Source organism: Dictyobacter formicarum (assembly GCF_016587435.1).
The window spans coordinates 127,731-133,885 of record NZ_BNJJ01000024.1 but is presented as its reverse complement, the minus strand read 5'-3'; the positions used below and the strand labels follow the sequence as shown (position 1 = coordinate 133,885).

Annotated in this window: 6 protein-coding genes; 4 read left to right on the top strand and 2 right to left on the bottom strand. The window is 50.2% G+C overall.

All coding sequences use genetic code 11. The features are described from left to right. Positions 1 to 58 precede the first annotated feature (58 nt). On the top strand, positions 59 to 1,249 hold the full coding sequence (gene cax, locus JMI88_RS31830) for a calcium/proton exchanger (protein WP_201366076.1): 1,191 nt from the start codon (positions 59 to 61) through the stop codon (positions 1,247 to 1,249). Positions 1,250 to 1,407: 158 nt separating this feature from the next. Then, the gene (locus JMI88_RS31825) at positions 1,408 to 1,821 is read left to right on the top strand and encodes a group III truncated hemoglobin (protein ID WP_236023137.1); all 414 of its coding nucleotides are present in this window, start codon (positions 1,408 to 1,410) and stop codon (positions 1,819 to 1,821) included. Positions 1,822 to 1,920: 99 nt separating this feature from the next. Here JMI88_RS31825 and JMI88_RS31820 read toward each other — a convergent pair whose 3' ends face one another. Beyond that, positions 1,921 to 2,304 (bottom strand): hypothetical protein, encoded by a 384-nt coding sequence (locus JMI88_RS31820; RefSeq protein WP_201366074.1) that lies wholly within the window; start codon positions 2,302 to 2,304, stop codon positions 1,921 to 1,923. Continuing rightward, entirely contained in the window at positions 2,298 to 3,581 is a 1,284-nt protein-coding gene (locus tag JMI88_RS31815) for an LbetaH domain-containing protein (protein WP_201366073.1), read from the bottom strand. Before JMI88_RS31815 ends, JMI88_RS31820 begins: the two co-directional genes overlap by 7 nt. Positions 3,582 to 3,815: 234 nt before the next feature. Here JMI88_RS31815 and JMI88_RS31810 point away from each other — a divergent pair, with 234 nt between their 5' ends. Together JMI88_RS31810 and JMI88_RS31805 are read left to right on the top strand one after the other, a co-directional pair. Continuing rightward, positions 3,816 to 4,454: a TetR/AcrR family transcriptional regulator gene (locus tag JMI88_RS31810; RefSeq protein WP_201366072.1), complete on the top strand. Its 639-nt coding sequence runs from the start codon at positions 3,816 to 3,818 to the stop codon at positions 4,452 to 4,454. Between the two features lie 60 nt (positions 4,455 to 4,514). Further along, on the top strand, positions 4,515 to 6,098 hold the full coding sequence (locus tag JMI88_RS31805; protein WP_201366071.1) for a flavin-containing monooxygenase: 1,584 nt from the start codon (positions 4,515 to 4,517) through the stop codon (positions 6,096 to 6,098). Positions 6,099 to 6,155: the final 57 nt, after the last annotated feature.

The following is a 6,155-nucleotide window of genomic DNA, read 5'->3' as shown; positions in this document are numbered from 1 at the left end:
TGGCCTGAAGTGTTGCAGCCAGGTCGAGGATGCTCTGGAGAGAGGATAATAGCAAGAGATGACACGCTGGCTCTATGTATTGTTAGCTGCGGTGCCGCTGGCAATAGTGGCCGAGTATGCGCATGCCTCGGCCCTTGTCGTCTTCGTGCTGGCCGGACTGGGATTGATACCGCTCGCAGGTTTAATTGGAGTCTCAACCGAGGCGCTGGCCGAGCGCATGGGACAACGTGTTGGTGGCCTGCTCAATGCAACCTTTGGCAATGCGGCCGAGATCATTATTGGTCTGGTTGCTTTATCTGCAGGTTTACCCGAGGTGGTGCGGGCCTCCTTATCAGGTTCAATCATTGGCAATACCCTGCTGGTGCTAGGCATGTCGATGTTCTTTGGCGGCTGGAAATACCGGGAGCAGCAGTTTAGTCCCCGGGCGACAGGCCAATATGCGGCCATGCTGGTACTGGCAGTTATCGGCATGGCTATTCCTTCGCTGCTGGCGACCGTGGGCGAAAGTACTCGTCCTGGCGAGCAGGTAGTGCGCGGCAACCAGCTACATCTGGCCAGTATTGGGATCGCCATTATTTTGCTCATCTGTTATGGTGCGTACATCGCCTACTCGATTTTTGGAGTACGAGCGGCCCGCGATGATCTCTTAATCAATCCCACTGAAGAACTGCGCCAGGAAGAAGAACTGCGACAACTGCATGAAATGGAAAATGACATCGCCAGCCATCATGCCTCTGCCGTTGGACGCAAAGCAGGCTTCTGGACGCTATTAGGCATGAAATGGAAGACTGCTATCTGGTTTCCCATCACTATCCTGGCGCTGGCCACAGCCATTACAGCTGTCCTGAGTGAAATCTTAGTTGGCGCAATCGACCCATTAACGCATCAAATTGGACTCAATGCGTTTTTTGTTGGCTTGATTATTTTGCCCCTTGTCGGCAATGCGGCCGAACATTTTTCAGCCGTTTCCTCGGCAGGTCAGGACCACATGGAGGTCTCTATGGCGATTACTGCTGGCTCATCGATTCAGATCGCTTTACTGGTGGCACCCCTGCTTGTGCTGGCTGGAACCATAATTGGGGTACCGCTGGACCTCAATTTTTCACTATTAGAAGTGGCGATGTTTGCCCTGGTGGCGGGATTATATACCGTCATCAGCCTGGATGGTGTCTCCACCTGGCTGGAAGGATTATTACTATGCGCATTTTACCTGATCCTGGCAGTTGGCACCTTTTTTACTCCCAGCTAACCGGCACCTCTTTCTGTCTTCCCTGTACCTTCCTATTTACATTCTTGCATAAATCATCCATAATTTTTATATCCCTGAGCTATTTTCATAAGACACACTCTAAGAGAGAGCTCAGTTATTATTGATGAATGCATAATATAAAGATAAAGGATCGTGGGTTGGAGCTAACAGAGAAAAAAGATATTCAGGATCGCGCGGATATTGCGCGCCTGATTCGAGCTTTTTATACACATGCCATGGCCGATGAATTGATTGGTCCATTTTTTACGGAAGTTGCCGCTATCAATCTTGAAGAGCATCTACCGATTATGTATGATTTCTGGGAAAATTTATTGTTTCAAACCGGAGGATATCGTGGGGGAATGATGCAGAAACATTTTGCCCTGGATGAAAAGAGAAAGTTGAGCGCCGAGCATTTTAACCGCTGGCTGGAATTGTTTGAGCGCGAAGTCAATGCGCAATTTCAGGGTCCAAAGGCGGAAGAAGCCAAAAGACGGGCCAGATCGATCGCCCCTTCTATGCAGATCAAAATGAATCGCTACTTTTTACCGATGTCCTGGTTTGAAAATTAAGTATTGCGTCAGCGTCCTGCCGAGTGGGAATATGCATAACGATGCTTATACACATTCAACTCGGTAGGGCATGTCAGATGGATTATTTTATCAGACAGCTTACAGAATTACCCCAACAGCAACCGGCTCCGTTGGACTTCCAGTTGATCCATCAGCGAACTGTGCCACGACTATAATTTGAAGCTGGGTTGCGAGCAGGTAATCTTCTTTCTCTAACTGGTCAGCCTCGCAGACTCCAATACCTGCCGCGATAGAAAGTCGCCACACGGGCTCGCTGGTTGGATGAGGCGTAGGACTGTTCCCTTCAGCAGTCGCATAGTACACCAGATAATAGGTGGCAGCGGGTACTCGCTCCCAGCTTAGCTGCCAGTATGTTGTCCAGCCAGGCGTTCCATTCGCATGTACTGTAGGCACAGTATAGATATGCGCCTGGAGTCCGGCTGGCGTAGCTTTATCTGGCTGAGCACTACCTGTTGTTACCATTCTACCGCTCCAAAGTGTTGACTGTTGAGGTAGATTACATGATCAGGAATAACTGTATCAGGAGCCAGTTCCGAGTTGATGACAGCGCTTTTCACGCCAATGATTGATCCTCGTCCAATCAGAGATCCAAAGACAAGAGCTTGATCCTTCACCACGACATCATCTTCAATCACAGTGGGCTTATTTCCTGGTTGCCGCAGACCACCGTGAACTATAGCATGGCTGCCATATTTGATATTGTTGCCGACCCGTAGATCTGTATGTTCCAGTGCATGGAAGATGACGCTATGGCCCATATAACTGATATGGCCTATATTGAACGGTTCCCCCTCATCAGCACGCAGCGAAATACAATCTAGCATCGCCGTGTTGGCATCGTGCAATGTATCCGCTAGATTAACTGCACCGATGATACGATTCCGAAAATCGGGCAGACAGGTGGCAATCTTATTAAAAGTTGGTAGGTGGCGCGCAGGATTGAAGTGGGTAAAGCCTGGATTGTAGTTGATACCCTCGATACTGGATGCTTTTTCCTGGAAGAGCCTGGTGTAGACACGCGCGAAGCTGGTATTTACCTCCAGGACGGTTTCATTAAAGGCGATATCTGCCTCTGTAATCATGCGCACCTTACCCAAAGCAGTATTATCAGCCTGTTGCTGAGTCGTTACATTCTTGCCCGGCAGGACCACGTAGCCGCTATGTAACCTTACCCCCGGTCCCACGCGGGCTAATTGCGAGACGACTGTATTCCGTTCCAGTATGGCTCCATCTACCTCAGCGCCAAAGCTAAGAAAAACTGGCCGCATGCCACTGCCTACACCGATACGTGCTGGTCCCTTGATAGTTACACCATGGGCCAGGATACAGCGTTCGGCGATTTCGACTCCGGTGGCTGCATCCAAGCCACTGGCCGTTAGTGGTTTTTCATCTACACTATCGCGCTCCTGATGACCGATAATAATGACACTATCCTGTACATTTGAAGCTGACCCGATGCTAATTGGAGCGTCATAGGCCAGGAGTTGCGCGAAAGGAGCAATGTAGACCTGTTTGCCAAGGGTAATATTGTTATCACCCTGGATAATGGCCGTAGGATCGATAAAGGTGGCGCTCTCGGGAGTCGCTCCCTGTGGGTAGATAGGACGATCAACCCGAACTGAAGGCGTAACCCCATCATAGAATGATCGCCTTAAAGCGAAAATTTGCGGTATTACAGAAAAGCTGAGGCTGAGTAACGATAGCTGCTTCACTAGTTTTCGCCGTGTTACCTGTGGCATTGATGTCTCTCCTATCTGTAAGCACTCAGAGCGGCTGGTGGATTTAGCTGTCTTTGCCGGGCCGGAAAAATTCGCGCAACTCTATTTTATCGTAACAACGTCAAAAATTATTTTTATATGATTCAGGATGATTCCCGTAAGAATAACGAAATTTGCGGTTAAACTGTTACACGATTGGTTGCTCAACAACTTGACTTCCGTTCAAATTTGACTTATATTCAAATGGAGATAGAGATGATTGATTGCAAGTTTTCTGGTAGTTTGAACTATATGGGAGCATACATGGTACGAGAGCGTATATCACGGCGCCAACGGCTGATCGAAGTTGGTGTGGACCTGTTTTGCGATCAATCATATGAAGAGGTTGCTATCGATGATATCGCTAATGCTGCCGATATCTCGAAGGGTCTTCTGTATTACTATTTTCCGACCAAGCACGATTTTTATATCGCCGTAGTGCAGTATGCTGCCTCACAACTTCTGGCAGCAACTGAGGCTGACCCGGCTCTAGAACCTATGGAACGCCTGCGCACTAGCCTGGATGCATATTTTGTTTATGTGGAGCGCCATGCCAAAGCCTATATTTCCCTGTTGCGGGGAGGGGTCGGCGTAGATGAACAGGTCGCGGCCATCATTGATATGGTGCGTCAGACCTATATGAAGAATATCCTCCAGAGCTTTGCGCAAGATACGCAATCTTCCGCTATTTCTGCGATTGCTGTGAGAGGGTGGATCGGTTTTGTTGAAGCGACGAGTATTGCCTGGCTTGAGCAGCGCAGCATCAGCCGACAAGAGCTTTGCCAGTTGGCAATGGCTGCTTTCACTCTGGTTGTTCATCATGCTCAAGGCCAGCAAAATTTCCATGCCGTATAGTGTATGATGATTAATTGTCTCCTCACAAGGATGCGACTCAGAATATTGGAGGGTGCTACGATGTTTCATGTCCGAGCGAGTAGAGACGCTCGCCCATCGTCGGTTTCCAATCGCCATCCCTTCGTCAGTTTTGATGTCCAGGCAACGAATGGCAATGCAGTTCCGCATACCCATATCGCGATTCTAGGCGCCGGTTTTTCTGGTCTGGGAATCGCTATCAAGTTAAAAAAGCACGGCTACGATGATTTTATAATTATCGAACGGGCCAAGGATATCGGAGGAACATGGCGCGACAACACCTATCCCGGGTGTGCCTGTGATATCCCATCCTTGCTCTATTCCTTTTCGTTCGCTCCCAACCCCAATTGGAGCCGGCTCTATCCCCAGCAGAAAGAGATTCAAAGTTATCTGCGCCGCTGCGCGCGACGCTTTGGTCTTCTGCCACATATTCGCTGGCACAGCGAACTGGTGGAGGCTGCATGGAACGAAGATGAGCAACGCTGGCACATCACTACCACGCAGGAGCATTTTACGTCCGACATCTTTATTTGCGGCAATGGGCCATTAAATGAACCATCTCTCCCGGCCATTTCAGGGATTGAGCAATTTGAAGGCACCATATTCCATTCCTCACAATGGCGGCATGACTATGATCTGACAGGAAAGCACGTAGCCGTAATTGGAACCGGTGCCTCAGCGATCCAATTTGTGCCACAAATCCAGCCAAAGGTCGCGCAACTGACAGTGTTTCAACGCACGCCGCCGTGGATTGTGCCGCGCCTGGACCATCCAATTCCTTACTGGCAACAACGGTTATTCCGCCTCTTGCCCGTAGCACAGCGGCTGGTCCGAGCTAGAATCTATCTGCGCAACGAATTGACCGCGCTCGGACTCGTATATCGCCCGGAGGTTATGAAGGAGGGGATGCGTTTTGCGCAAGAACACCTGGCCCGCCAGGTGCCCGATCCCCTGTTGCGTGAAAAGCTGACTCCTCACTACATGATGGGATGTAAGCGTATCCTGGTCTCCGATGACTTTTATCCATCTCTAGGCCAGCCAAATGTTGAGCTGGTTACTGAGCCTATTCGCGAAATCAAGGCTCACAGCGTTGTAACCGCCGATGGCCGTGAGCATGAGGTGGATACAATCATTTGTGGAACCGGCTTCCACGTCACCGACGCTCCTTTTCCCCAACACGTTCGTGGACGCCATAACCAGACATTGGCTGAGAAATGGAATGCCAGTCCGACCGCCTACCTGGGCACAACCATCGCAGACTTCCCCAATCTATTCCTGCTGATTGGTCCTTACACAGGTCTAGGCCATAACTCGATGATCTACATGATCGAATCGCAAATCAACTATATTCTCGATTGCCTGCGCAAGATGGAGCGCTATCGTGTCCAATCTGTTGAGATCCAACCGGAGGCGCAAGCGGCCTTTGATGATGAGATGCAGCGGCGCTTGCAAGGAACTGCCTGGACCTCCGGCTGCGTCAGCTGGTATCTAACTTCCAGTGGTCGCAACACCACAATCTGGCCTGGCTTTACGTTTGAATTTCGCTATCGCACGCGCCGCTTCGATTGGCAGCATTATTCCCATGTCGCGCGCCATAACGCCGTGCCATCCCCATCGTCGTCGTAGGTGCGCCCCTTGCGGGCGCTTTCGCCCTCGCCTCTTGAAAAAGCTCCCTACCAGCGA